This is a genomic window from Thalassospira sp. MCCC 1A02491, from assembly GCF_001613785.1.
In the GTDB taxonomy this organism is placed as follows: Bacteria; Pseudomonadota; Alphaproteobacteria; order Rhodospirillales; family Thalassospiraceae; genus Thalassospira; species Thalassospira povalilytica.
In genome coordinates, this window is the sequence record NZ_LPVX01000009.1 from 86,309 (window position 1) to 111,645 (window position 25,337).

General features: G+C 54.5%; 19 protein-coding genes. 14 read left to right on the forward strand and 5 right to left on the reverse strand.

Features of this window, described 5'->3' with window-relative positions; genetic code table 11:
• Positions 1–56 precede the first annotated feature (56 nt).
• The 7 genes from AUQ42_RS04725 to AUQ42_RS04755 all read left to right on the forward strand — a co-directional run bounded on the left by AUQ42_RS04725 (position 57) and on the right by AUQ42_RS04755 (position 9,767).
• Positions 57–1,295: an extracellular solute-binding protein gene (locus AUQ42_RS04725; RefSeq protein ID WP_068517948.1), complete on the forward strand. Its 1,239-nt coding sequence runs from the start codon at positions 57–59 to the stop codon at positions 1,293–1,295.
• A gap of 92 nt (positions 1,296–1,387) precedes the next feature.
• Positions 1,388–2,272 carry a carbohydrate ABC transporter permease gene (locus AUQ42_RS04730; protein ID WP_068517949.1) on the forward strand — a complete coding sequence of 295 codons (885 nt, stop codon included), beginning with the start codon at positions 1,388–1,390 and terminating at the stop codon, positions 2,270–2,272.
• 2 nt (positions 2,273–2,274) lie between these two features.
• Positions 2,275–3,123, forward strand: a complete 849-nt coding sequence (locus AUQ42_RS04735) for a carbohydrate ABC transporter permease (protein WP_068517950.1) — start codon at positions 2,275–2,277, stop codon at positions 3,121–3,123.
• Between the two features lie 5 nt (positions 3,124–3,128).
• Entirely contained in the window at positions 3,129–4,178 is a 1,050-nt protein-coding gene (locus tag AUQ42_RS04740) for a carbohydrate kinase family protein (protein WP_197460783.1), read from the forward strand.
• A 1-nt stretch (position 4,179) separates the two neighbouring features.
• Positions 4,180–5,277, forward strand: coding sequence for an ABC transporter ATP-binding protein (locus AUQ42_RS04745; RefSeq protein ID WP_068517952.1), 1,098 nt, complete (start codon positions 4,180–4,182; stop codon positions 5,275–5,277).
• 121 nt (positions 5,278–5,398) lie between these two features.
• Entirely contained in the window at positions 5,399–6,967 is a 1,569-nt protein-coding gene (locus tag AUQ42_RS04750) for a YbaY family lipoprotein (protein WP_068517953.1), read from the forward strand.
• A 217-nt stretch (positions 6,968–7,184) separates the two neighbouring features.
• Positions 7,185–9,767 (forward strand): response regulator, encoded by a 2,583-nt coding sequence (locus AUQ42_RS04755; RefSeq protein WP_068517954.1) that lies wholly within the window; start codon positions 7,185–7,187, stop codon positions 9,765–9,767.
• A gap of 86 nt (positions 9,768–9,853) precedes the next feature.
• On the opposite strand, the gene AUQ42_RS04760 is transcribed toward AUQ42_RS04755, so the two are convergent.
• The 3 genes from AUQ42_RS04760 to AUQ42_RS04770 form a co-directional block, all read right to left on the reverse strand.
• The gene (locus AUQ42_RS04760) at positions 9,854–12,871 is read right to left on the reverse strand and encodes a response regulator (RefSeq protein WP_197460784.1); all 3,018 of its coding nucleotides are present in this window, start codon (positions 12,869–12,871) and stop codon (positions 9,854–9,856) included.
• 258 nt (positions 12,872–13,129) lie between these two features.
• Positions 13,130–13,636: a GNAT family N-acetyltransferase gene (locus AUQ42_RS04765; protein WP_082817733.1), complete on the reverse strand. Its 507-nt coding sequence runs from the start codon at positions 13,634–13,636 to the stop codon at positions 13,130–13,132.
• A 23-nt stretch (positions 13,637–13,659) separates the two neighbouring features.
• The gene (locus AUQ42_RS04770) at positions 13,660–14,793 is read right to left on the reverse strand and encodes a type III PLP-dependent enzyme (protein WP_068517957.1); all 1,134 of its coding nucleotides are present in this window, start codon (positions 14,791–14,793) and stop codon (positions 13,660–13,662) included.
• A gap of 597 nt (positions 14,794–15,390) precedes the next feature.
• Between AUQ42_RS04770 and AUQ42_RS04775 the strand changes: the two genes are divergently transcribed.
• The 3 genes from AUQ42_RS04775 to AUQ42_RS04785 all read left to right on the forward strand — a co-directional run bounded on the left by AUQ42_RS04775 (position 15,391) and on the right by AUQ42_RS04785 (position 17,718).
• On the forward strand, positions 15,391–16,617 hold the full coding sequence (locus tag AUQ42_RS04775; RefSeq protein WP_068517958.1) for an SLC13 family permease: 1,227 nt from the start codon (positions 15,391–15,393) through the stop codon (positions 16,615–16,617).
• A gap of 8 nt (positions 16,618–16,625) precedes the next feature.
• Complete coding sequence (locus tag AUQ42_RS04780) at positions 16,626–17,039, forward strand: DUF3830 family protein (RefSeq protein WP_068517959.1); 414 nt, start codon at positions 16,626–16,628, stop codon at positions 17,037–17,039.
• 85 nt (positions 17,040–17,124) lie between these two features.
• A complete protein-coding gene (locus tag AUQ42_RS04785; RefSeq protein ID WP_068517960.1) occupies positions 17,125–17,718 on the forward strand; it encodes a DedA family protein in 594 nt (197 codons plus the stop codon).
• A gap of 61 nt (positions 17,719–17,779) precedes the next feature.
• Here the strand turns inward: AUQ42_RS04785 and AUQ42_RS04790 are convergent, their stop codons facing one another.
• Entirely contained in the window at positions 17,780–19,426 is a 1,647-nt protein-coding gene (locus AUQ42_RS04790) for a U32 family peptidase C-terminal domain-containing protein (protein WP_068517961.1), read from the reverse strand.
• Positions 19,427–19,671: 245 nt separating this feature from the next.
• On the opposite strand from AUQ42_RS04790, the gene AUQ42_RS04795 reads away from it, so the two are divergent.
• The 3 genes from AUQ42_RS04795 to AUQ42_RS04805 all read left to right on the forward strand — a co-directional run bounded on the left by AUQ42_RS04795 (position 19,672) and on the right by AUQ42_RS04805 (position 22,937).
• Positions 19,672–20,193, forward strand: coding sequence for a MarR family winged helix-turn-helix transcriptional regulator (locus tag AUQ42_RS04795; RefSeq protein ID WP_068517962.1), 522 nt, complete (start codon positions 19,672–19,674; stop codon positions 20,191–20,193).
• A gap of 69 nt (positions 20,194–20,262) precedes the next feature.
• Positions 20,263–21,387 carry an HlyD family secretion protein gene (locus AUQ42_RS04800; protein WP_197460785.1) on the forward strand — a complete coding sequence of 375 codons (1,125 nt, stop codon included), beginning with the start codon at positions 20,263–20,265 and terminating at the stop codon, positions 21,385–21,387.
• Positions 21,384–22,937 carry a DHA2 family efflux MFS transporter permease subunit gene (locus AUQ42_RS04805; RefSeq protein ID WP_068517964.1) on the forward strand — a complete coding sequence of 518 codons (1,554 nt, stop codon included), beginning with the start codon at positions 21,384–21,386 and terminating at the stop codon, positions 22,935–22,937. The genes AUQ42_RS04800 and AUQ42_RS04805 overlap by 4 nt, the downstream gene beginning before the upstream one ends.
• A 71-nt stretch (positions 22,938–23,008) precedes the next feature.
• Here AUQ42_RS04805 and AUQ42_RS04810 read toward each other — a convergent pair whose 3' ends face one another.
• Positions 23,009–23,428 carry an acyl-CoA thioesterase gene (locus tag AUQ42_RS04810; RefSeq protein ID WP_068517965.1) on the reverse strand — a complete coding sequence of 140 codons (420 nt, stop codon included), beginning with the start codon at positions 23,426–23,428 and terminating at the stop codon, positions 23,009–23,011.
• A 530-nt stretch (positions 23,429–23,958) separates the two neighbouring features.
• On the opposite strand from AUQ42_RS04810, the gene AUQ42_RS04815 reads away from it, so the two are divergent.
• Positions 23,959–25,323, forward strand: coding sequence for an NAD(P)-dependent oxidoreductase (locus AUQ42_RS04815; RefSeq protein ID WP_068517966.1), 1,365 nt, complete (start codon positions 23,959–23,961; stop codon positions 25,321–25,323).
• Positions 25,324–25,337 lie beyond the last annotated feature (14 nt).

The following is a 25,337-nucleotide window of genomic DNA, read 5'->3' on the forward strand; positions in this document are numbered from 1 at the left end:
CAATCAGGCTTGTCGTCTATCCAAGTCGTATCCTATGTATCAGGGAGATATAAATCATGAATATCAAGAATATCATGACGGGTGCTGCGATCGGCGTGCTGGCCGCATCGGGTGCCGCGCATGCTGATGTGACCCTCAATGCGCTGTTCATGGCGCAGGCTGCCTATAGCGAAGATGACATTCGCAACATGACGGCCGAGTTCGAAGCCGCCAATCCCGGCATCAAGGTCAATGCCGAATTGGTTCCGTACGAAGCCCTGCATGACAAGATCGTGCTGTCGCAAAGTGCCAATGGCTATGACGTTGTGCTGTATGACGTGATCTGGCCGGCGGAATTTGCGCAATATCAGCTGCTCGAAGATGTCACGTCACGCATCGATGACAAAACCCGGTCAGGCATTCTCGACGGTGCCTGGACCACGGTGGAATATGATGGTGCGCTGTATGGCATGCCATGGATCGCCGATACCAAGTTCCTGTTCTATAACAAGGACATGCTCAAAGCTGCCGGTTTTGACAATCCGCCCGCAACATGGGAAGAACTGCGCGCACAGGCCGCAGCCATCAAGGAAAAGGGCATTGTCGACTATCCGCTGGTCTGGTCCTGGTCGCAGTCCGAAGCCGCCATTTGTGATTACACCACCATCCTTTCGGGCATGGGCGGTGAATTCCTTGATGCCGATGGCAAGCCGGCCTTCAATACCGGTGGTGGTCTCAAGGCGCTTGAATATATGGTTGGTACCCTTGATGACGGCCTGACCAACCCGAATTCCCGTGAATATCTTGAAGAAGACGTTCGTCGCGTATTCTCCAGCGGTCAGGCGGCATTCGCGCTGAACTGGGGCTATATGTATAATCTTGCCAATGACCCGGCCGAAAGCCAGGTTGCCGGCAAGGTCGGCATTGCACCGGCACCGGGGACTGATGGTGTTTCGAAGGCATCGGCTGTCAACGGTTCGATGGGTCTTGGGATCCCGACCAAAAGCGGTCACAAGGAAGAAGCCTGGAAATATATCCAGTTCCTGACCTCGCAGAATGTGCAGGACAAATTTGCCAAGCTCAGCCTGCCGGTATGGGAAGCATCCTATTCCAACCCGGACGTGATCAAAGGCCAGGAACCGTTTGTCGAAGCGGCCAAAACCAGTCTTGCTGTCATGGCGCCGCGCCCGACCATGGCATCCTATCAGGAAGCCTCATCTGTTCTGCAAGAAGCCCTTCAGAACGCGATGCTTGGTTCGGTCAAACCGGCTGATGCCCTGAATGACGCAGCCGAGACCATCTCGGACATGCAATAAGCGCGAAAGCGTCTTTTTGATCCAGAACCCGGACTTGTGTGATCCTCCTCCATGCTTGTCCGAGTTCAAACTCCGGAGCCGAATGCACCGCTATGATTTCCTATCGTAAAACGGTGACGGCGTGGCTTTTACTGACCCCGATGATCGTGATCATCGTCGGGGTCAGTGGCTACCCGCTGATCAAGACGATCTATTACAGCCTGACCGGTGCGAAACTGATTGCGCCCGATGTCACCAGCATCTTTGTCGGCTTCGACAACTATGTGCGCGCGCTGTCTTCTTCCAAGTTTCTTGAAGCCATCTGGCACACCACCTATTTCGCCGTCATTTCCGTCGGGGCGGAAATGGTGATCGGTGTTCTGGTTGCGCTGTTGCTGAACGAAGCCTTTGCCGGGCGGACCCTGTTGCGCGCCATGCTGATTTTGCCGCTTGCGCTGCCGACGGTGGTCAACGCCATGATGTGGCGGCTGATCTATAACCCGGATTTCGGGGCGCTGAATGCGCTTCTGGTCCAGATCGGGATGCTTGATGCCTATCGCTCCTGGCTGGGGGACCCGGCAACCGCCCTTGATATGGTCATTCTGGCCGATGTCTGGAAAAACTTCCCGCTGGTGGCCCTGATTGCGCTGGCCGCCCTTCAGACCGTGCCCAAGGATTTGTACGAGGCCGCCACCCTTGACGGGGCAGGGGTTTGGAACCGGTTCTGGCGCATTACCCTTCCGGCCATTCTGGGGCCGCTCAGTGTCGCGCTGGTTTTGCGCACGATCGAGGCCTTCAAGGTCTTTGACATCATCTATGTCATGACCCGTGGTGGCCCGGCCAGCAGTACCAAGACCGTCAGTTTCTATGTCTATCAGGAAGCGTTTGCCTATATGCGCGTCGGTTCCGGGGCATCCTATGCGCTGATTGTTGTTTTGATCAGTGCCTGTCTGATTGCCGGATACATGTATCTGATCCGCAAGCAGGGAGAAGTGTGATTATGAAGGCATCCCTGACAAAAAAAATCTGCATCTATCTGGGGGCACTTGTTCTTGCCACCGTGATTGCAGTGCCGGTTTTGTGGCTGTTTATCATGAGCATCAGCTCATCCACCCATCTGACCACCTTGCCGCTGCAATGGTGGCCGGATGCGCCGACTTTTGAAAATTATCGCAATCTGTTGGTGTTTGCCGAAAACAGCCCGTCGGCCAGTTTCCTCTATGGTATTCGCAACAGCATCATCATTGCCTTTGCCGCGACCGGTCTTTCGATCATTGCTGCCATTCCGGCGGCCTACAGCTTTTCGCGTTTGCCCGGACCACGGCGCAAGAACCTGCTTTATGCGGTGATTGCGATCTTTATGTTGCCGCCTGTGGCAATCGTGTTGCCGCTCTATACGGTGATGAGTGCGCTTGGGCTTCTCAATACCCACTTTGCCCTGATCATTGTTTATTGCTCGATCCTGCTGCCCTTCACGACCTGGCTTCTCAAAAGCAACTTTGACACCATTCCGGGCGATCTTGACGAAGCCCCGATCATTGATGGTGCCAACCGGTTGCAGGCCATCTGGTATGTGATCCTGCCGATTGCCCGTCCGGCCCTTGGCGCGGCAGTGATGATGGCGGTGTTGCTGGCATGGGATGAATTTTTCTACGGGCTTTTGTTCACCAATGACATTCGGGCCAAAACCATCACGGTGGCGATTGCCGATCTGGCGGCCGGGCGTGTGGCGGATTACGGCCTGATTTCAGCAGCCGGAATTCTGGCGGCCGTACCCCCGGTGATTCTGGCCTTCTTCATGCAGAAAACCCTGGTGTCCGGACTTGCAAGCGGCAGTGTAAAGGGATGAATGCCATGACAAAATCATATCCGGGCATTCGTCCTGATCCGGCACGTCCGATCATATCGATTGGCACGATCAATGTGGATCAGTTGATGGGCCCCATCGCCCATTGGCCGCAACCGGGAACCGAGACCGTCTATCCCGATTATGAAATGCGGATCGGCGGGGGATGCGGCAATTTTGGGGCGGCTTTGATGGCGCTTGATGCCCATCAGCATATCGTCGTCAATGTCGGCAAGGACGCCATGGGCGACTGGTTGTGCGAACAGTTCGGGCCTCTTGCCGATTACTGGCATCGCAGCGATACCGTGACCTCGGTGACGTTTGGCCTGACCCATCCCGATAAGGAACGCACGTTCCTGTCAAACGAAGGGCACAGTTCGATCTTTGACGCGACAATGGTACGCGCGATGCTGTCGGAAACCCGGGTTGATGGTGCGATTGCACTGTTTGTCGGAACGTTTCTGATGCCCGGTCTGCTGCCTGATTGCGCCAGCCTGATGAAGGAACTTCATGACAGCGGCGCGATTGTTGCCCTTGATACCGCATGGCCGACCGGCGGATGGAGCGATGATGTCCAGACCCATCTTGAAAGCTGGTTGGGCTATGTGGATATCCTTCTGATCAATGATGCCGAGGCAGCGGGCATTCTGGGCATTTCACAAACCGAATTTGCCCGCGATATCGAAACATATCTGGCCCGTATTGCCGATAAACTGCCATCCGATGCGATCATTGTGGTCAAACGCGGGGCGGCCGGTGCGACGGCTTTTGCCGGTGGTAAGATCCTGCATGTGCCCGTACCCGGACCGGTCGATGTTGTCGACACCGTGGGGGCGGGGGATTGCTTTAACGCGGGCTTTTTGATGGCGTTGCAGATGCAGGCCGCTTTGCCCGATGCATTGCGCGCCGGGATCGAGGTCGCCGGCAAGGCCATTGCCAGCAACCCGCGCAAATATCCCGAAATTTCCGATCTTTGCCCTGATGTCGCAGCGGTCCTGTCCGCGCCAGTGCCGACCGGCGAAGAAATCATGACATTCGACCATGTGGAGAATAGCTGAAATGTCGTCTGTATCTTTGTTCAATGTCACAAAGTCGTTTGGCACAGCCGACATCATCAAGGGCGTGGATCTGTCGATCAGGGACGGGGAGCTTGTGGTTTTTGTCGGCCCGTCGGGCTGTGGCAAATCGACATTGCTGCGCATGATTTCCGGGCTTGAAGAAATCACCGCTGGTGAAATCCATCTGGGGGATAAACGTGTTGATCCGCTTCCGGCGTCTGATCGCGATATTGCCATGGTGTTTCAGTCCTATGCGCTTTATCCGCATATGACAGTCGCGGAAAATATCGGCTTCCCGCTTAAGATGGCGGGGTGGTCGAAATCCGATATGGATGCCAAGACCCGCGAAATCGGTGATGTTTTGCAATTGCTTCATCTGTTTGATCGCACCCCCAAACAGCTTTCGGGCGGACAGCGCCAGCGTGTTGCGATTGGCCGGGCCCTTGCGCGGGATCCCAAAATCATTTTGCTTGATGAACCGCTTTCAAATCTTGATGCGGCACTTCGCGTCGATATGCGGATGGAGCTTGCCCGTCTGCACCGCGAACTTGGGGCGACCATGATTTACGTTACCCATGATCAGGTCGAAGCCATGACCATGGCGGACCGGATTGTCGTGTTGCGTGACGGGATTGTCGAACAGGTGGGAACGCCGCTTGATCTTTATCTGCAACCGGCCAACCGGTTTGTTGCCGGATTTATCGGATCACCCAAGATGAATTTCTGGGATGCGCGCAGTGACGAGAACGGGCGTGTTGTGATGCCATCGGGGCTTGCGGTGGCGATGGGCGATCATGTTGCCGCCAACCGGTCCCTGACGGTGGGGGCGCGTCCCGAACATCTGGTACTGTGCGACGAAGGCAATGCCGCATTAAAGGGCACGGTCTTGGCGGTCGAACATCTTGGATCGGATACGTTTGTTCAGCTTCATTGCGGGATTGGCGATCCGTCACAGATGGACGTCAATGTGCGTCTGGCGGGCATTGTCCGGGTTTCGATCGGGGATCAATTGGCCCTGACGATTGCCGATCAGGACAACTGGCATCTTTTTGATGGTGACGGCATTCGTCTTGATCCGCCTGCTGACAGGGCAGCCTGAACGCAAAACAGCAGCAAATAACGTGCCTTGCCCCTTTTTGGCCTTGGTTTTAGGTATTTTTGGCGGCAACATTGTGCGCATATAAATGCACAATCCAAAAAACGAGCAAACCGGGGTCTCAATGAACTCAATATCGTCCGCGAAAATGTGGGTAAGGACGTTACTTGCCATTGGCATGGTCACGTTGTTATCGGCCTGTGCGGCATTTCAAACCAGCACGACCAGGGTCACCGGTTCGGTGACCTATCGCGAACGGATTGCGCTGTCGCCTGATAATGCGTTTCTGGTTGTCAGGCTGCGGGATGTATCGCGTGCCGATGCGCCGTCGGTTGAAATCGCATCCCTGCGTCAGCCGGTGTCAAACCCGCCGATGGTTTTTGTCCTGCCCTATGACGGATCGAAAATCGATCCGCGCATGACCTATGCGCTTGAAGCCGAAATCGTCAATTCCGACGGTGATACGCTGTTTCGCAATGATCAGGTCTATCGGGTGCTGACCGGTGATGCGCCAAATGACGTGGAAATTACGGTGCGTCCGGTGGCACATACCCAGTCTGACGGGGCACGCAAATTTGACGGTGCCGATACCGCGCGCGACATTGCCGCAATCGAAGCCCGCCTGCCATCCTTGCGGGTTATTCCCGGTCAGTATGTCGCATCCGATCATACCGTGACCTATAAGGCATATGTCTCGCCCGAAGGCGAACCGATGATGGTGGACGAGCATCGCGACCTTGGTGATTACGGCACCTCGGATGTGAAGCTTTATTACCGCAATGGCCAGTTGTTGCGGTTTTCGGAACATGCGACGCGCGTCAATTATGACGGGGCGCAAAGCGACACGCCGCTGGAATACAGCTTGCAGCTTGATTTCGCGCAAGGCCGCTTTTCATCGGGGACCAAGACCGTCAATGGCGTGCAAAGCAATCCCGACGAACATGAAGTCAGCGGCGCCCTTGCCCAAAGCAAGGTGGCATTAAGCCGCATCGACGCGATGCTGGCCCAGATGAACAGCGATACCGCGAAGCTTGGCGGGTCAAAAGTCTTTGTCTGTGACGATCAAAGCCGTTTTTCGGTGACCTTCGAACAGCGTATTGATCGCGCCACCGTCGAATTCCCCGGTCGCGAACCGTTATCTTTGGCCCGTATTCCGACCGGGTCGGGATATGGCTATGCCAATGATCTGTATGAACTGCGTGGCAAGGGTGAAGATGCGATCTGGCAAACCCCGTCTGGCGAAACCCATTGTGCCGTATCTGCCGCACCGGTCGGTCTGGCATTGCCGCCGGGCAACTTCCCGGTGGTCAAGCTCGATGAATTGAAGTCATCAGGCAAAGGTATCTGGACCGAATATTTCGCCGATCTGCAACCGGCGATTACGGCCTGCCTTGCGGAAAATCCGGGCGATCTGGTGTCGGTTCTCAAGGCTTGGCCGATGAACCACGGCATGGTCGGGGTGCGGACGGTGAATGGCAATGGCGGGCGTTATGACTGTCTGGTTCCGGCCGATGGCATGGGCACGGTTCATACCGAACTGGTGGAAACCACCACCAATATCCTACCGGGCGAGGACGAAGTCCGCTTTACCCCGGCCAGCAGCGCCTATCCCGATGGAAAATGTTTCAGCCATCAACGGCTTGAAGATGGCGCGGTCTTTCTGGGCTGGTTGTCAAAGGATTCCTGTTCATAGGAAATTGTGATCCAGCTGGTCGATCCCGACATTTCAAAAAGACGCTACGACATGTTCGGGCGTCTTTTTTTGTTTGGCCATCAATGGCCTTCATCGCAAAGTAAAACTATTCTTATGAGTGACTTACAATAGGTTGGTACTGTATCTATATACACCCAAAGGAACAATTTATCGCGAAATAATGTTTCCAGGGTTGTGTGCCTGGGGGAGTTAGTTGATGTCGGAAGATATGAAGCCGGACAAAGCTATGATCAGCGTGTGTGTTGTGATTGTCGCGCTGACTGGTCTGGGCTCATATGTGGTTGGACTTCCCGTTGTGAATGAAGTTCTGGGCGGTTGTGTCGTTCTTCTGACGATACTGGCATTTTACTGTATTTTCCGGAATACGACCCAAAGTGCGGAACGGGAACACAAAGACACACGTTCGGTTTTGCAGCGTGAGCTGGTCGAATGTATTTACATGCTTCCGGTCCCGGCATTGGCGATTGACAGCAATCATAAAATCATCGGCTGTAACGGTCATCTGCGTGAGATCATCGGGCTTTCAAGCGAAACGATATCAGGGCTGAAACTTGATCTTCCTTCAAACGGAAAAGAAGGCGGGGCGAGCGATCAGGACGACGATGAATGGCCAAACTGGCTGGTTTCGGAACGCCAGTCCCTGAAAATTGGCAGGCACACGATATCGGGGACAGTAATTCTGGTTCCGCTTCGCAGCAGCACGGGCGAGGGGAGTGATGCGCTGGTCATCATCCGGCCGGAAGAAGACCTGGGCAGCATCCGCGAACCTGTTTCGATCGGTGTTCAGGGCAGCTTGAAGCTGAATGATGATGACCGGATGTTGTTGCGTGAACTTAGTCACGACATGCGGTCGCGCTTTCAAAACGCGTCAGGCATTCTTGATCTTGCAGAAATGAGCGCCGTCGGTCCCGATGCCCAACGCTATTTTTCGGGGTTGCAGAAAATATACCGCGAAGCAGCAGACCGCGCAGATTCCGTGATTTCATTTTTTGAACTGGATTTTCAGGTCAAGGAAGGCAGTTACGAGACATTCGGTATCGATGAGCTGTTAAACGATATTTCTTTCGCGCTGGGACAGCGCAAGGATATCGAAGATAACGAAATCCTGTTTGATACCGATCTCAGTGTTGAAAAGGCGATCAAATACCACAAAAAGCTGGTTGCAAAGCTGGTTTGTCATCTTGTTTTGCATGTCATTGGCGGTGAAGTCGGCAAAACGGTGTTGATCCGTGTTCGAATGACCGACAGTGAGGACAAACTCCCCGAACTCAGTGTCGAAGTATTGACCAAAGACAAGATTGGTGGTGGGGCGTCCGGCGGAATTCACCTGGATCTCGAAATTGCCCGGCGTATCGCCCCGGCGATTGGTGGTGAATTGTTCCTTGATCATCAAAATCTGGAAATGACGGGTCTTCATTTCCAGGCAAGTGTCGAAGGGATTGACAGTTTCAGATCCGGCTTTGTTGTCCCGGCACATCTTAAAAACCTTCAGGCACTTATTGTTGATGATAATGAGACATCCCGAACCGTGTTTGAGCAGCTGACATCTGCACTTGGCTGGACGGTTGATGTTGCGGCGTCAGGCGAAGCAGCAATGCATATGATCCGGTTCAAACAAGGCATGCGGGAGTCATATGACGTCATTCTGATTGATTGGCGCATGCCTGGTATGGATGGCTGGCAAACCAGCGAGGAAATCAGAAAGCTTCAGAATGGTGGCAAGGTGCCGATCATTGTTATGATATCCGCCCATAACCGGACATTCCTGTCCAAAAATATCCAGGACCGCGGGCGGGTGTTGAATGGCTTCCTGACCAAACCGGTGACACTCAGCATGTTGCTTGACGCGGTTGCCGATGCAACAGCCCATGTCCAGGAGCCAGTGACGGAAGGTGAAAATCCTGGAACCAGCGCCGAACCGCTGTCGGGCAATACGGTACTGATCGTTGATGACAACCAGATGCACCGTGAAGTCGCCAAGGAATTCATGATCCGCAACGGGGCACAGGTCTATACCGCGTCGGGCGGTTATGAAGCGATCAGCAAAGTGCAGAATTACCGCGACGAGATCGATATCGTTCTGATGGATGTGCAAATGCCTGACCTGAACGGGTTCGACGCGGTCAAACGTATCCGCGAACTGGGCTATCAGGATATCCCGGTTCTGATGATGACAGCCAACAGCACATCCGAACTTCATCACAGAAGCCTTCAATCGGGTGCCAACGAAGTGGTGATCAAGCCGTTCGTAATGCGCGAAATTGTCATGGCCATGTCCAAATATGTTGGCCGAGCCCGGCAATTCAGGAACACAGATAAAAACGCCAGACATTCGGTAGAGGCATGGAAGGTTGGTCGGGATCTTGGTTTCAATGCTGATGTGATCGAACAGCGCTTTGACGGACAATCGTCAACCTACGTCAATTCGCTCAAGACATTCGTCCGTGATGCAAAACGGTTGACCCACAAGCTTGAAATCGATCATGGACGCAAGGTCTGGGAAGACATCGTGCGTGAAACGACTGCGCTGGGTGGATTGCTGTCTGTGGTCGGGGCGGTGGAAGATTCCCTTAAATTCAAACAGCATGCCGAGATGTTGCAAAAAATCCAGAGGGGCGAAACTGTCGGGCCAGCCAATATCGACAATGCCTTGCAGGATGTCGGGCGCGGCCTGATTGATTTGCTCAATACCCGGATCGCGGCAACCGAACAGTTCCTTGAACAGTTGGAAGAAGAAGCGGGCGATGAAGGGGACAATGAAGGGGGCAAAGAGGCCTGAATATCAGGCCGTCTGATCGTCCCCTTCGGTCAATTCATTCCACTTCATTCCCTGTATTCCCTGTATTCCCCGGGGCGGCGATTATCCTAGTTGGATGTTTCGTCGCCCTTGGTAGCAAGGATCGCCAGCGTCTCGTCCAGAACACGGTCAAATTCGCCCAGCATGGCCGCAACCTTTTCGATCTCCCCGTTATGGGTCAGTCGTTCCATTTCTGCCGACATTTTCGAAATCCGGGTTGCGGCGACCTGCGACGATGACCCCTTCATGATATGAAGCTGCTCGCTCAGGGTTTTGGTTTCGTTATCCTTGATCGCCTGATGGATTTGCGTCTGGCAGTCGCGTGCTTGCGGGTCATAAAGTTTGCACAGGCGATGATACAGATCGACACTTCCTGCTGTCAGTTCGATTGCAAGCTTTTCCTCATGCAGCGGGAAGTCATCCCATGCCGTTCCCGTCGCCTGTTGAGCCGGAATGACAGGCGCATCGGCGGGACTGCTGTCGGCTGACTGCACCGTTTCGTCAGCCGGTTTCGGGGCCGGGTTGCTTTTGTTTGATTTTGAGCCGACCCGCACATGTTTCAGGATTTTGGACACAATCAGCTCGAAATCAAAAGGCTTGCCGACAAAGTCATTCATGCCCGCTTCGCGGCATTTATGCTGTTCATTTTCCAGAACGCCAGCCGTGAGTGCGATGATCGGCAAATCAAGATCGGGATAGGATGAGCGCAGGCGTTCCGTTGCCTCAAGCCCGGTCATTTCGGGCATCTGCACATCCATCAGGACGATATCAAATGAATGTTTTTCGACCGCCGCAACGGCCTTGATGCCATTATCGGCGATATGGACCTTGGCACCCAACGAGGTCAGCAAATCCTTTGCCACCTGCTGGTTCACGGCATTGTCTTCGGCCACCAGAATATTAAGCCCGGCCAGCGAGTTTTCCGTGATTTTGTTGGCAGGGGCACAGCCCGGACGGATTGCCGCACTGGCATCACTGACGGATGTAATCGCATCCATGAATGATGATCCGGTTACCGGCTTGGTCAGCAATTCGTATTTTTCGGCATTTTTGGTTTGTGACAAAAGATCGCGTTCATAGGCCGTGACCATGATGATTGCCGGCATTTTTTCCAGCTTGTCGGCCGGAATGCGTTCAATGGTCTCAAGGCCATTCAGCCCGGGCATCTGCCAGTCAATCATCAGGATGTCATAGGGCACCTTGGCATTAAGCAGCATGTCAATCGCTGTTTGTCCGTCCGGTGCGGTGTCGGCCTTGACATAAAGCGAATGGGCAATGGTCTGAAGCGCTTCGCGGGTTGGTTCCTGATCATCGACGATCAGAACTCGCAGATTGTCGACTTTTTCGAAATAAAGTGGCGGTGCAATGTCATTGGGACCTACCCGCAGCGGTATTTTCAACGTGAAGGTCGATCCGCGTCCCGGGCTGCTGCGCAGGGTAATTTCACCCCCCATTGCAGTTGCCAGCCGGTTGGAAATCGCAAGTCCTAACCCGGTTCCGCCATATTTGCGTGTTGTTGACGCATCGGCCTGGGTGAACGGGTTGAATATCGTGGCTTGCTGATTTTCGGGAATGCCGATACCGGTATCCGTGACCTGGAAACACAGGATCGGTTCGGGTGCATGTTCCTTGTGAACATCAAGGCGCACGGTTCCGGCATCGGTGAATTTGATCGCATTGCTGATCAGATTGACCAGAATTTGTTGCAGGCGCTGGGAATCCCCGATGATCGAGCGCGGCACATCGGGGGCGACATCAATCACCGCTTCGATGGCCTTGTCATTGACCGACATCGACATGATCGACCCGACATTGTCGATCACATCGGGCAGGACAAAGGGTTCCTGATCCAGAACAAGTTCATTGGCCTCGATCTTCGAGAATGTCAGGATTTCGTCAATCACGCCCAACAGGAATTTGCCCGAAAGCCCGATCTGGCGAACATATTCACTTTGTTGCTGTTCAAGCGGGGTGCGTTTCAAAAGTTGCGTCAGACCGAAAATCGCATTCATCGGGGTTCGGATTTCGTGGCTCATATTGGCCAGGAAGTCATCCTTGATCCGTGCCAGTTTTTCGGCGTCATTGCGCGCGATTTCAAGTTCGCTGTTAATGGTTTTCAGCTTCTTGTTATAGCGCTGTGTGGCCAGCGCACGCAGGTTGATCGTCCAAAGAATGCCGATCATGAACACCAGCAAAATCACCGATGCAATGGTGATACCGGTCGAAAATACGTTCCAGTATTGCATCGCATAGTCATAGGGACGCGATGTCGAAATCACCAATGTGTCGTGAAAGACCCGCTCGGCAACACCAAACCGGGCCTGACCGGTAAAGACATTGGAATAGACATTGGCAACGATCCGCTCGGACGAGTTGGCAACATCGGTATAAATCTCGGCATCGGCCATCGATTTCGAGATCATCTCGTCCTTTGCCGGCTTGCGTGCAACCAGATTGAAATTGCGGTCCAGCAGGGTGACATAATCGACCGGGATTGTTGATTTGGCGATACGTTCAATCATCGTACCCGGATCGATCACCGTCGAAATCACACCGACCAATTGGCCGTATGGGTTGCGGATAGCCCGGGCGAATGAAAGTTGCCAACGGCCATCAACAAGGTTCTTGACCGGTCCTGACAGGAACCGCGGCGCATCTCCGCCCTTCAGGAAATACTGCACATAATCACGCCCGGACAAATCGACATCGGGTGCCGGGAAACTGCGCGATGAATGGATGATGCGGCCATTTATGTCGGTAACACCGAACACGCGGACAATATCGAGTGCGTCGGCGGCCTGCTTGAGCAGAAGATGCTTTTCGCGTGCCGAGTACCGTTCGTCATAAATGATACTGCCAAGCGCGGTCAGGGTGGTTTCCACCCCGATCATTTGTTCTTCGACCTGACTGGCATAGCCATCAAGGAGATTTGTCAATGATCGCAGTTCGCGCTGCTCGGCATTTTCACTTAGCGGGAAATGCACATAATAGTTGAATCCGAGAACCAGAAGGGTGATTGCCGCTGCAGCAAGGGTGACGGGCATGCTGCTGCGACGGAGGAGTGCCTGTTTCAAACCTTCAAGCATAAAGTCATCCCGGGTCATTCGTGTTTCAAAAGCGAAAGCATCAGTTCGGCTTAGGATCAACGCATTACAGGTCGTGTGTGGGGTCTCAACTTGCAATGCAATTGCAAAAATCTTCTCTGTGCAACCAGAACGTCCACTATGAATTGTCAGTAGATTTAAGACAAGACTGTTTTGTTTTTCAGTAGCTTGCAAGTGAACAGGCACAAAAAAATCCCGCAGCATTTGCCGCGGGATTTTGAAGTTTTATTCTGGCTTGCCTTAGTGGGTACGCTGGCCTGTGGCATAAAGCATGCCGTGCGTGCCGCTCAGGACGTCTTCATTGCCAAGATTGATCGCCTGGAACCGGTGTCGATCAAAATGGCCGGGCATCAAAAGCCCGTTGGCGGGGGCTGCCTGGAAGCCAAAGCGCGCGTAATAGTCCGGGTCTCCGACCAGAAGAACCGAACGGTGACCGGCCGATTGCGCAGCGTTAAGGGCTGCATAAACCAGACCGGCACCAACGCCCGATCCGCTATAGATCTTTTCGACCGCAAGCGGACCCAGCAACAGCGCGCTACCGCCGTTACCCGCATTGACATTCCACAACCGGACAGTGCCGATCAGTTGTTTGCCGTCGTGGGCGACAAACGCAAGACCGTCCGCCGGAAGCCGATCACGGCGCAGGATTTCAGACGATTTCTGAAACCGCGCCGGACCCATGACGCGATCAAGCAGCTTTTCACGTTCGACGTGGTCAAAGCGGCCTTCGCGATCAATCGTGATCACTGATCTGTCTTTCCCGAATGGGGTCAGATGATATAGGCGGTCAGCGGCGAGAAGCCGTTAAACGCCACAGATGCATAAGTGGTGGTATAGGCGCCGGTTGCTTCGATCAGAACCTCGTCACCGATGGTCAGTGCGACCGGAAGGTCATAAGGTTTTTTCTCGTAAAGCACGTCGGCAGAGTCACAGGTCGGACCGGCCAGAACGCAAGGAGCAACATCGCCACCGTCATGAATGGTCGTGATCGGGTAACGGATTGCTTCGTCCATGGTTTCGGCAAGGCCACCGAATTTACCGATATCAAGGTAAACCCAGCGCACCGGATCATCTTCGTGTTTGCGCGAAATCAGCACAACCTCGGCTTTGATCACGCCGGCATCACCAACCATGCCACGGCCCGGTTCGATAATGGTTTCGGGCATGTGATTGCCAAAGTGGGTGTGAAGCGCATCAATGATCGCCGAGCCATATGCTTCGGTCGCCGGTACGTCACGCAGGTAACGGGTCGGGAAACCCCCACCCATATTGACCATGCGCAGAACGATGCCTTTGTCAGCCAGGGTACGGAAGATCGAAGATGCTTCTGCAAGGGCAGTGTTCCAGGCATCAAGGTTGCACTGCTGCGACCCGACATGGAACGACACGCCATAGGCATCCAGACCCATGTGATGGGCATGTTCAAGAACTTCGAGCGCCATGGAAGGCGCGCAACCGAATTTGCGCGACAGCGGCCATTCTGCGCCAACGCCATCGGTCAGGATGCGGCAGAAAACACGCGATGCCGGTGCAACACGGGCAATTTTTTCGACTTCTTCGACGCAATCAACGGCGAACAGGCGAACACCCATTTCATAAGCGCGCGCAATGTCGCGTTCTTTTTTGATGGTGTTGCCAAACGAAATGCGGTCCGGGGTGGCACCAGCGGCCATCGCCATTTCGATTTCGGGCACGGATGCGGTGTCGAAGTTGCTGCCAAGATCGGCAAGCAGGCTCAGAACTTCCGGGGCCGGGTTTGCTTTGACCGCATAGAAAATGCGGGAGTCAGGAAGCGCACGGGTAAAGGTCTCGTAGTTGCGCTGAACAACATCAAGATCAACAACAAGGCAAGGACCTTCCGGTCGGTTCTGTGCGAGAAAATCAATAATACGCTGAGTTGCCATTGGGGCGTTCTCCCATTCCACGAATATGGCAGCGTGCATGTACCTGATGCGTATGAGCGCGGTGGAGGCGCGTGACGCGGACTACCTGCGTGCTGATAAGCTCCGGGGCCAACCGGAACTGCGAAGTTAAGTCTGCCTCGCTATGGAATGGGATTTCCCGTTCCGCACGTGGGCAATGATGGTGTGCCTCTTTAGTGTCGGTGGATTTGGACGCCACCTGAGACCAAAAAAGCCCTACACCGTCGTTGCTTTAAGTAAGTCCTACGGGTTCCAGTAAGCAGGACCACCACAGGCACGTGCGACTTTGGGCAAGGCGGGATTTACGCCTGTTGCTTTCCCGGCGCAAGTGAAATTTTCATCCCTTTTGTCCTGAAACAATCGCAGGATCGTCGAAGAACATATGCCGCAACGCAAAAAATGGCTCAAAAGGCCGTGTTTTTACCAGACCGGGGCATGAGTTAACGCATTTTGGTATGGGGCATTGCAATTTGTGCATATCCTGTCACCCGATTGATCGTGTCCCGGGACCGGTTTGACGATACATATCGCTTTGAATTGCGCACGCGTCGCGCATCAATTTGAACAGGACGGCCTGATGTGGACTGGTTGATTATTGCTGTATTCGGGGGAGTCTATTTCGGCATGGCGCTGGGGCGCTGGCCGGGGCTTGCGATCAACCGTACCGGCATTGCCGTGATCGGGGCGCTGATCCTGTTGCTGGCCGGGGCGATTGATGGTGATCAGGCCCTTGCCGCGGTGGATTTCGCCACCCTGTCGGTTTTGCTGACCCTGATGGTGTTGTCATCGCAATATGCCGCCAGCGGCTTTTTTGACTGGATCGGGGATCGCATCATTCATCTTGATCTGACGCCGCGCGGGTTGCTTGCCGGTGTGATCATGGTTTGTGGTGGCCTGTCAGCCGTGATGACCAATGATGTGGTGGTCTGGGCGGTCACACCGATCCTGATTGCCGGGGTGGTGGCGCGCGGTCTTGATCCCAAACCGTTTGTGATTGCGGTTGCCTGTGCGGCCAATGCCGGATCGGCAGCGACCCTGATCGGCAATCCGCAAAACCTGATGATTGCCGAATTCGGCCAGCTTGATTTCATAGCCTTTCTGCTGGCCTGCGGGGTGCCGGCGCTGATCGGGCTTGTGGTGGTTTATCTGGTGCTGGTTTACGGGCCGGCCACGCGCGACCTGTTGCGCTTTGCCAATCCCGGGCCCCGTATCGATGCGGATCAAACAATTACCCTGGATCGTGCCATGCTGACCAAGGCGGTGGTGGCAACGATTGCGGTGATCCTGATCTTTGTCTTTGTCGAAGAACGCGCACTTTGGTGTTTGCTGATTGTTGCGATGCTGTTGCTCAGTCGCAAGCTTGGCACCGATCAGGTGTTGGGGCGTGTTGACTGGCATTTGCTGGCGCTGTTTTGCGGCCTGTTCATTGTCACCGGGGCGATGTCGGGCGATGACGTCATTGCCGCATTCTTTCGCGATCTGCTGATTGGTCTTCGCATTGATCAACCTACCGTCCTGCTTGGCGTGTCGCTGGCGGGATCCAATACCATCGGCAATGTGCCGCTGGTGATGATGTTGCTTTCCCTTGGACCGGACTGGTCGCAAAGCATGTTGCATGCCCTGGCGGTTTTCAGCACATTGTCGGGTAATTTTCTGATTGTCGGCTCGGTTGCCAATATCATTGCCGTTGAACAGGCCGCCAAGGCCGGAACGGTGATTTCCTTTGCCGATTACGCCCGCATCGGCGTGCCCGTCACCCTGATCAGTCTGGGGATGGCGCTGGGCTGGATACTATTGATTGCGTAGGACAAAACATGACCAAGATTAAAATCACCGCCGGCCCGTTTACCTTTGACGGTGTGCTTGAAACCGCCAAGGCCCCTGAAACCTGCAAGGCGTTTCTTGAACGCATGCCGTTCGAAAGCAAAGCCGTCCATGTGCGCTGGAGCGGCGAGGGCGTCTGGATGCCGCTTGGCGATTACCAGTTTGGCGTTGGCTATGAAAACCACACCAGCTTCCCGGCACCGGGCCAGATCATCCTGTATCCCGGCGGGATCAGCGAAACCGAAATCCTGCTGGCCTATGGTGGCGTTCATTTCGCCTCAAAGGTCGGCCAGCTTGCGGGCAACCATTTCATCACCGTGACCAGCAATCTTGATGACCTTGAAAAGCTCGGCAAGATGACGCTCTGGGAAGGGGCGCAACCGATCCGGTTTGAACTGGCCTGAAGATATACTGTGAACCGGCACACTCGCCTCTTGAGGTCGATTGACCTAGAAGGCTTCCAATCTTCATCATTCAGGCGGGTTTGCCGTGTTCGAGACAATCAATCTGTGGATTCAGGATCACCAGCAGCTGGTCTATAGCCTGATCTTTACCTATTGCGTGAGCAAGGCCAGCATCCTGCCGGTTTTCGTCGGTGTGTTTGTGGTGTCTGAAAGCCTGCTTTTGGGGCCATCGATGATCGCGATGATTTCCGGGTCTGTGGCCGGTGATCTTTTGCGGTTCTGGCTGGGGCGCAAATATGGCGATGCGATTGTCCGCAAAATGCCCGACGCCCTTTCGAAATGGATGGGCAAGACATTGCGCCTGTTCGAACATTATGGCGTCGCCTATATCCTTTTGTGCCGCTATCCCAACACCATCCGATCGATCAGCGTATTTCCGGTCGGCATGAGTTCGATGTCATTCATGCGGTTCCTGCCGCTTAGCATCGCATCGATCCTGATCTGGATCGGGATCTATTTTGCGCTGGGGTATGTGCTGGGCGAAGGGATGTCGGAACTGCTTGAACGCAATCTGACACTGTTAAGCCCGGTCTTGCTGATTGTGTTCCTCGGGCTTGGCTGGTTCGGGCTTAAACGCATCGACAAGCTTGAACAGCAGGCCGAAAAGGCAATCAAATAATCAAACAAAAACGGCAGCCCCATGGGACTGCCGTTTTTTCATGTTCGGGCATCAGGGTTGCTTATTCAGCGGCAATCGTCTTGCCGTCTTTTTCCAGCATCTCGCCCTGTTTGCGTTTGGCAAGGATTTCACGCGCCTTGGCATAGGTCGGGTCGTGCCAGAAGATCAGGCAACCGTTACAGCCACGCCCACAGCACCCCTTGGTGCCGACACGCGGGGTGCGGAACGAACGTTCCTTCTGGCGGTCATCAAGGGCGGTCTGAAGCGCTTCGCGTTTGGCGTCATAGCGGTCTTCATTGCCTTTGCCCATCTCGATCTTGTGGCCTTCCTGATCAAGTTTCAGGCGCTGCCATTCATCCTCAGACAGGGCCTTTTCCTTGCGCACGATGGTCATCGGAAGCACTTCACGACGCAGGAATTCCGGGTCTTCCTGTTCAAACAGGCTGAACGGAAGACGGATGCGCGGATGGGTATTGGCATGGACCGCTTCGCCGACCTTGCCGGTTTTGGCATCGATGAATTCATACATGCGGATGAAAATGGTCTGGCGCGAACGCGGCGGGACGATTTCAATCACGTCACCGGGCAGCATGCGGTTTTTGACCGACATGATAAAGGCGTCGTCTTCGACTTCCTCGATCATTCCGGCAAATTCCCAGTCGGACACGTTGGTGTTGCTGTCATAGCCGTGCGCATAGTTGGTCAGGCGGCCATCATGGAACGCAAGCGTGTAACCCCGGTTGGGAATGGTTGCCAGTTCCTTCATATATTCTTCGGCTGACCAGTTTTCCGGGTCTTCATACCAGTCATCAATTGCCATGCGGTACGCACGGGCAACCAGACCGGCGTAATAGGGGCTTTTGCCGCGGCCTTCGACCTTGAGGCTGTCGACACCGATTTTCAAATAGTCCTCAAGCTTCGGCATGATGCAAAGATCACGCGAATTGAGGATATAGGAGCCGCGTTCGTCTTCCTGAATTTCCATCAGTTCGCCCGGACGCATGTCTTCTTCAAGGAAGAAATCAAACATCTCAAGGTTTTCTTCGGTCAGTTTGAGTTCCTTGACCGTGCCGTCCTTAAGCTTCATGTGGACTTTGTATTTCCAGCGACACGAGTTTGCACACGCCCCCTGGTTGGCACCACGTTCGGCCATGAAGTTCGACAGAAGGCAACGACCCGAATAGGTCATGCACATCGACCCGTGCACAAATGCCTCGATCTTGATATCGGGGCATTTTTCACGGATTTCGGTCAGTTCGGCATAGGAAACCTCGCGACCCAGCACGACAAGCTTGGCGCCGATGCTTTGCCAGAATTTGACTGACTGCCAGGAACAGACATTGGCCTGGGTCGATACATGCAAATCAAGTTCCGGTGCATGTTCGCGCACAAACATGAACACACCCGGATCGGCCACGATCAGGCCATCGGGCATGCATTTGCGCACGGTGTCGACATATTCCGGAAGTTTGTCGATATCCTTGTTATGCGAAAACAGGTTCAGCGTCAGATAAACGCGAACACCGTGACTATGGGCAAATTCAATGCCCTCGACCACGTCTTCAAGCGACATCTGGCTTTTGACCCGCAATGACAGATCGGGTGTGCCCATATAGACGGCGTCCGCGCCATACAGCACGGCAACTTTCAGCTTTTCGAGCGAGCCTGCGGGCATCAGCAATTCGGAACGGCGCGATTGATCACTCATCACTTGCGGGTCTTTTCTATTTGGTCGTCTGCGGGAAATCTCTCTGGCGCGGCTTCTATCACAGCCTGCTGCCTGTGCCGATTAAAATCGCATATTTGCCCCTGCTTGCATAGAGACCCGTGATGATCAGCAGCCATGTCATTGCCGCAGGGCGGGGATGATGGCAACTGACTTGAAGTCATCAAGGTGATATAGTATATATTGCTTATTATATATCAACCATGCGACTTTGACAGAGTTGGCGGATGCCAAAATTCACCGATCCCAAACAGAATATCGGCTTTTTGATGAAGGACGTGACCCGTCTGATGCGGCGCAATTTTATGCGCCACGCGGACGAGTTCGGCCTGACCCAGGCCCAGATGCAGGCACTTGTCTATGTTGCGCGTGGCGAAGGCATGCGTCAGGTTGCCTTGGCGGAAATGCTTGAAATCCAGCCGATTACAGCCGCACGCCTGATTGACAAACTTGTCGAGGAAGGGTTGGTCGAACGCCGGCCCGATCCCGATGACCGGCGCGCCTTTCAGCTTTATGTGACCGATGTGGCCAAACCGCTGCTTGATCGCATTTATGTGGTTGCGGCTGCGGCGCGCGAAGATGCCATGACCGGGATCACCCCGGATATGCAGCAGATGCTGATTTCTGTTCTGGGCCGGATGCATGACAACCTGACCGCTGTCGAACAGGGCAGCAAGCATACCGACACCGACGCGCCAACCGACCCAAAGCCAGCCAGCTCAAAGCCAGACAGCTCAAAGACCGCATAAATCAAGGCCCCGAAAATCATGTCAGATCAAAATCAGAATGCTGCCCCGTCGGCGGCGAACGAAAATCCTGTGTCAAAGCCAAGAAAACGCTGGTTGCGTCCGGTGCTTTTGCTGGCCGGGCCGCTTGCCGTGGTGGTGGGCGGGGCTTACTGGTATTATACCGGCGGGCGGTTTGTCAGCACCGAGAATGCCTATGTCCATGCCGACATGGTGGCCATCGCACCGGAAATTGACGGACCGGTAAGTGAAATTCTGGTCGATGAAAACCAGCAGGTCCACAAGGGCGACGTGCTGTTTCGCATTGATCCGCGCCCCTATCAGATCGCGGTTGAACGCGCCCATGCCAATCTGAATGCGATCAAACAGGAAGTCGACGCCCTGCGTCACAGCTATGACGAGCTGGCAGGCAGTCTTGAACTGGCCAAGATCAATCTGGATTACGCCCAGAAGAAATTTGATCGGCAGCAGGCGCTGCGCAAAAGCAATGTGGCATCACAAGCAGCCCTTGACGAAGCCCAGAACAACCTTCTGGCCGCCAAGCAGCGCATTGTCCTTAATCAGCGGGCGATGAAAACCACCCTGTCAAAGCTGGGCGGGGATGCCGATACCCCGATTGAAAATCTGCCGCAATATCAGCAGGCAAAATTTGATCTGGCCCGGGCCGAGCTTGATCTGAAACACACCGAAATCATTGCGCCGTTTAATGGTGTGCTGAGCAACAAGCCCGAAGAAGGCGCCTATGTCAAAGCCGGTTCGGCGATGGCAAGTCTGGTTTCAAGCGAGGTTCAATGGATTGATGCCAATTTCAAGGAAGTCGAACTGACCCATCTTGAACCCGGACAGGAAGCCGACATCAAGGTGGATGCCTATCCCGATCATGTCTGGCACGGGGTTGTGCATTCGGTGGCACCGGCGACCGGCGCGGAATTTTCCGTGATCCCGGCGCAGAATGCGACCGGCAACTGGGTCAAGGTGGTGCAGCGCGTTCCGGTGCGCATCGCAATCAATCGTGATGATGATTTGCCGCCGCTGCGCGCCGGCATGAGCACCGAAGTCGAAATTGACACCCACCACCAGCGTGAAGTCCCGGCATTTGCCGCCACCATGATGTCATGGATTGGCATCAACCAGGCAGAAGCAGGAACTGAAACCGGAATCGGAACCGGTCATGCGATGCCCGGGGCCGCACAATGAGTGCTGCCGCCACGGCGGCCAGCGAGACAACGCCGCTTGAACGCGGTCTGACCACCGTTTCGATCATGCTTGCAACCATCATGCAGGCACTCGACACCACCATTGCCAACGTTGCTTTGCCCCATATGCAGGGCAGCATGGCCGCGACCCAGGATCAGATTTCCTGGGTGCTGACATCCTATATTGTGGCGGCTGCGATCATGACGCCGCCGACCGGTTTTCTGGCCGCGCGCTTTGGCCGAAAGAAGCTGTTTCTGGTCTCTGTTACCGGCTTTACCATTGCCTCCATGCTGTGCGGGGCGGCGGTGTCGCTTGAAGAAATGGTGGCGTTCCGTCTGTTGCAGGGCGCGTTTGGGGCGGGGCTTGTGCCGCTGTCACAGGCGGTATTGCTGGATACCTACCCCAAGGAAAAGCATGGCTCGGCCATGGCGATGTGGGGGATGGGGGTGATGTTGGGGCCGATTTTGGGTCCGACACTGGGCGGTTATCTGACCGAATTTTATAACTGGCGCTGGGTGTTTTACATCAATCTTCCCATCGGTTTGATGGCGCTGTTTGGCATCATGGCCTTTGTGCCCGAAACGGATAAAAGACCCGGTTTGTCCTTTGACTGGTTCGGCTTTGCATTGCTGAGCCTGTCGATCGGTGCGCTTCAGATGATGCTGGATCGCGGTGAAAGCCAGAACTGGTTTTCATCGTGGGAAATCATCATTGAAACAGCACTTGCTGCGGTGTGCCTTTATATGTTCATCGTCCATATGTTCACCGCAAGAAACCCGTTTCTGGAACCGGGGCTGTTTGCTGACCGGAACTTTGTCGTCGGGCTGTTTTTCATCTTTGTGGTTGGCGTGGTGTTGCTGGCGACTTTGGCATTGTTGCCGCCATTTTTGCAAAACCTCATGGGATATCCGGTGGTAACCGCGGGCATGTTGCTGGCCCCGCGCGGGGTGGGCACCATGATTGCCATGATGATGGTCGGGCGACTGGTCGGGCGGATTGATACCCGGCTTCTGATCCTGTTTGGTCTGTTTATGACGGCCTTGTCACTTTACGAAATGATCGGATTTACCACCGATGTCAGCGAGTTCGTGATTATCCGGACCGGTATCATTCAGGGGATCGGGCTTGGTTTCATTTTCGTGCCGCTCAGTACGATTACCTTTGCGACCCTGAACCCGCATTACCGGACCGAAGGCACGGCGATGTTCAGCCTGATGCGCAATATCGGATCAAGCATCGGCATTTCGGTCATGACCACCATGCTGACCCAGAATACCCAGGTGGTGCATGCAAGTCTGGCCGAAAAGCTGACACCGTTCCGCATGGCCCTGCAAAGCCCGTGGTTGCCCGATCTTTGGGACTGGCACACACAGACCGGGGCGGTGATGCTTAATAAGGTTGTCACCGCACAGGCCAGCACGATTGCCTATCTCAATGATTTTCAGGCGATGATGTGGATCGTGATCGGGGTGGTGCCGTTGCTGTTGCTGATGCAGGGGCCAAAACGGGCCAAGCCATCCGATGACGAACATATGGAAGTCATGGAATAGCGTTCCCGATATTCCAAAACAAAACGCCCGCAAGCACTGGTTTGCGGGCGTTTTGTTTTGTTCGGACTGGCTCAGGCTGTCGCGGCTTCCGGCTCCGGATCAATCGGGCGCGGGCGGCCCTCGTCATCGAGTGCGACAAAGGTAAAGACGCCTTCGGTGACTTTTTCCGATGTTTCTTCAAACCGGGTCTGGCGCCAGGCTTCGACATTGATGCGAAGCGATGTGCGGCCTTCATGGATGATTTCGGTAAAGAATGAAACTTCATCCCCGACATGGACCGGGCGCAGGAACGACATGGTATCGACAAAGACCGTGGCGGTTCTGCCCTTGGCGCGGCGTGCCGCCGCGGTCCCGGCCGCCAGATCCATCTGCGACATCAGCCAGCCGCCAAAGATATCGCCGCTCGGATTGGTGTCCGATGGCATGGCAACGGCCCGAACCGATGGTTGACGATCAGGAAGGGTGTCCGTGGCAGTTTCGTTTGATGTCATCACGCGCGATCCGAAATGGGCTTATGACATAACGTTACTTTAGTTCATCGGGTTAAAGCCAGCGTAAAATATCGCCAAATCAATGTGATGGCGGATGTTTCAGAGCAGTAAGAAATCCAAGCGCCAGCTGGTTGCAGGTGGCGGTTTTCGTGGAGAAATCAGCCGTTTTGACACAGGAATAACAATTCGGATTTTTAATCTTGACCAAATGATCAGGATTGGACATGCTGTAACCGTCAGAGAGAGGCATCTGTACGTGTAATCAACCGGGGATAACCCCGAAATCATAACCGCACGACAGATTAGATACTGGGAAACAGTTCAGCATTTGCTGAACGGATACGCCAAGAATGTTCAGAACAGAAAGACCCAGAGTTGGTCGGGCCCGCCCCGTCCGCGCACGCCATAATTCCATCTTCAATCCCGATACGGGATTACCGTGCCGATAACGGTCAGACTGTTTTTGCATTCTTGTTTTGTCTCTCGACGACATCAGGAGAGGACGCCTTTTTGGCAGGGAGACAAAACCAATGACCACCTTGCAGGCCAAGCAAGTTTCCAAATCCGGTGCCCATCATGGCGGCATCGGCCACAATGACGCAGATGACGGTTTTTCCGATCTGCATCCGCCATATTCCACCCTTCAGGCAATGGCAGAAAGCAACCGCTGTCTTTATTGCTATGACGCCCCTTGTGTCACCGCATGCCCGACATCGATTGATATCCCGACCTTTATCCGCAAAATCAGCACCGGCAACCCGGATGGTGCGGCAAAGACCATTTTGTCAGCCAATATCATGGGCGGCACCTGTGCCCGTGCCTGTCCGACCGAAGTGCTGTGCGAAGAGGCCTGCGTACGTAACGTCGCCGAAGACACGGCTGTTGAAATCGGAAGTTTGCAACGTTTTGCCGTTGATCATTTGATGGCGCGCGATCTACCCCATCCGTTCAAGCGTGCGCCGGAAACCGGCAAATCGATTGCCGTGATCGGGGCCGGTCCGGCGGGGCTTTCATGTGCGCATCGCGCGGCGATGCTGGGCCACAATGTCACGGTGTTTGAGGCCAAGGCAAAACCGGGCGGTCTGAACGAATATGGTTTGGCCGCCTATAAAATGACCAACGATTTCGCCCAGCGCGAAGTTGAATTCCTGCTTGGTATCGGTGGTATTCGCATCGAATACAACAAGGCGCTTGGCCGCGATATCAGCATCGAGGCGCTTAAAGATTCCTATGACGCCGTATTTGTCGGGGTCGGTCTTGGATCGACCAACAATCTCGGCCTTAAGGGCGAAGAATTCCCGGGCATTGATGACGCGATCAGCTTTATCGAAAAGCTCCGTCAGACCGAACCCAAAACCGACATGCCGGTTGGTGACAAGGTGATTGTCATTGGCGGTGGTAACACCGCAATCGATGCCGCGGTTCAGGCCAAGCGCCTTGGGGCAGATGAAGTAACCCTGGTGTATCGCCGTGGTGCCGAACATATGTCGGCGACCGAATTCGAACAGGATCTGGCGAAAACCAATGGTGTGGTTGTCCGCTATTGGGCAAAGCCGGTCGCGATCAAGGCCAATGGCAAGCTGATTGGCATGGAGTTCGAAAAAACCGAACTTGATGCCAGTGGCAAGCTGGTTGGCACTGGCGAGACCTTTGAAGTGCGCGCCGATCAGATTTTGAAAGCCATCGGACAAAAAATCAAAACCGATGACCTTGCCGGAATGGAGATCGCCGGCGGCAAAATCGTGGTCGATGAAAACTATCAGACAACAGCCCCGGGCGTGTTCGCCGGTGGGGACTGCATCAAAAGCGGCGAAGACCTGACGGTTCAGTCGGTCGAGGACGGCAAACAGGCCGCCATTGCCATTGATGCATTCCTGAAATCCGCCAGCGCATAACCGCCAGTCAAAGG

Bases quoted from the DNA above. Each gene is read 5' to 3' on its own strand.
- AUQ42_RS04725 (WP_068517948.1), top strand. From the start codon at position 57: ATGAATATCAAGAATATCATGACGGGTGCTGCGATCGGCGTGCTGGCC.
- AUQ42_RS04730 (WP_068517949.1), top strand. From the start codon at position 1,388: ATGATTTCCTATCGTAAAACGGTGACGGCGTGGCTTTTACTGACCCCG.
- AUQ42_RS04735 (WP_068517950.1), top strand. From the start codon at position 2,275: ATGAAGGCATCCCTGACAAAAAAAATCTGCATCTATCTGGGGGCACTT.
- AUQ42_RS04740 (WP_197460783.1), top strand. From the start codon at position 3,129: ATGACAAAATCATATCCGGGCATTCGTCCTGATCCGGCACGTCCGATC.
- AUQ42_RS04745 (WP_068517952.1), top strand. From the start codon at position 4,180: ATGTCGTCTGTATCTTTGTTCAATGTCACAAAGTCGTTTGGCACAGCC.
- AUQ42_RS04750 (WP_068517953.1), top strand. From the start codon at position 5,399: ATGAACTCAATATCGTCCGCGAAAATGTGGGTAAGGACGTTACTTGCC.
- AUQ42_RS04755 (WP_068517954.1), top strand. From the start codon at position 7,185: ATGTCGGAAGATATGAAGCCGGACAAAGCTATGATCAGCGTGTGTGTT.
- AUQ42_RS04760 (WP_197460784.1), bottom strand. From the start codon at position 12,871: ATGCTTGAAGGTTTGAAACAGGCACTCCTCCGTCGCAGCAGCATGCCC.
- AUQ42_RS04770 (WP_068517957.1), bottom strand. From the start codon at position 14,793: ATGGCAACTCAGCGTATTATTGATTTTCTCGCACAGAACCGACCGGAA.
- AUQ42_RS04780 (WP_068517959.1), top strand. From the start codon at position 16,626: ATGACCAAGATTAAAATCACCGCCGGCCCGTTTACCTTTGACGGTGTG.
- AUQ42_RS04790 (WP_068517961.1), bottom strand. From the start codon at position 19,426: ATGAGTGATCAATCGCGCCGTTCCGAATTGCTGATGCCCGCAGGCTCG.
- AUQ42_RS04795 (WP_068517962.1), top strand. From the start codon at position 19,672: ATGCCAAAATTCACCGATCCCAAACAGAATATCGGCTTTTTGATGAAG.
- AUQ42_RS04805 (WP_068517964.1), top strand. From the start codon at position 21,384: ATGAGTGCTGCCGCCACGGCGGCCAGCGAGACAACGCCGCTTGAACGC.
- AUQ42_RS04810 (WP_068517965.1), bottom strand. From the start codon at position 23,428: ATGACATCAAACGAAACTGCCACGGACACCCTTCCTGATCGTCAACCA.
- AUQ42_RS04815 (WP_068517966.1), top strand. From the start codon at position 23,959: ATGACCACCTTGCAGGCCAAGCAAGTTTCCAAATCCGGTGCCCATCAT.